Source organism: Cohnella endophytica, from assembly GCF_003628305.1.
Lineage (GTDB): Bacteria > Bacillota > Bacilli > Paenibacillales > Paenibacillaceae > Cohnella > Cohnella endophytica.
The window spans coordinates 1-1,370 of the sequence record NZ_RBZM01000025.1; the positions used below are offsets into that span (position 1 = coordinate 1).

The 1,370-nt window shown below is 55.5% G+C and carries 1 rRNA gene; it reads right to left on the reverse strand.

Features of this window, described 5'->3' with window-relative positions:
- Window position 1: 1 nt before the first annotated feature.
- Window positions 2–1,370: ribosomal RNA gene (locus D7Z26_RS27085) — 23S ribosomal RNA — on the reverse strand; the annotation flags it as partial.

Consider the following 1,370-nt stretch of genomic DNA (forward strand, 5'->3'; position numbering starts at 1 on the left):
TTAGGATAAGCCCTCGACCGATTAGTACTCGTCAGCTCCACACGTTACCGCGCTTCCACCCCGAGCCTATCAACCTCGTGTTCTTCAAGGGGTCTTACGAATTGGGAAATCTCATCTTGAGGCAGGCTTCGCGCTTAGATGCTTTCAGCGCTTATCCCTTCCGCACTTGGCTACCCAGCGGTGCTCCTGGCGGAACAACTGGTACACCAGCGGTGCGTCCATCCCGGTCCTCTCGTACTAAGGACAGCCCCTCTCAAATTTCCTACGCCCGCGACAGATAGGGACCGAACTGTCTCACGACGTTCTGAACCCAGCTCGCGTACCGCTTTAATGGGCGAACAGCCCAACCCTTGGGACCTACTTCAGCCCCAGGATGCGATGAGCCGACATCGAGGTGCCAAACCTCCCCGTCGATGTGGACTCTTGGGGGAGATAAGCCTGTTATCCCCAGGGTAGCTTTTATCCGTTGAGCGATGGCCCTTCCATTCGGTACCACCGGATCACTAAGTCCGACTTTCGTCCCTGCTCGACTTGTAGGTCTCGCAGTCAAGCTCCCTTATGCCTTTGCACTCTGCGCGCGATTTCCAACCGCGCTGAGGGAACCTTAGAGCGCCTCCGTTACTCTTTAGGAGGCGACCGCCCCAGTCAAACTGTCCGCCTGACACGGTCCCTCTACCCGGTAAGGGTAGTAGGTTAGAACTCCGATACGATCAGGGTGGTATCCCAACGGCGCCTCCACAGAAGCTTGCGCTCCTGCTTCATAGGCTCCCACCTATCCTGTACAGACCGTACCAAAGTTCAATATCAAGCTACAGTAAAGCTCCATGGGGTCTTTCCGTCACGTCGCGGGTAACCTGCATCTTCACAGGTACTAAAATTTCACCGGATCTCTCGTTGAGACAGCGCCCAAGTCGTTACGCCATTCGTGCGGGTCAGAATTTACCTGACAAGGAATTTCGCTACCTTAGGACCGTTATAGTTACGGCCGCCGTTTACTGGGGCTTCAATTCATAGCTTCGGGTTGCCCCTAACCACTCCTCTTAACCTTCCAGCACCGGGCAGGCGTCAGCCCGTATACTTCGCCTTACGGCTTCGCACAGACCTGTGTTTTTGCTAAACAGTCGCTTGGGCCTCTTCACTGCGGCCCCCTCGTGCTATTCACACTACCGGGGCACCCCTTCTCCCGAAGTTACGGGGTCATTTTGCCGAGTTCCTTAACGAGAGTTCTTCCGCGCGCCTTAGAATTCTCATCTCGCCCACCTGTGTCGGTTTGCGGTACGGGCACCTTCTCCTGGCTAGAGGCTTTTCTTGGCAGCGTGGGTACATGACCTTCGGTACTATGATTTTCCCTCCCCATCACAGCTTGAGGT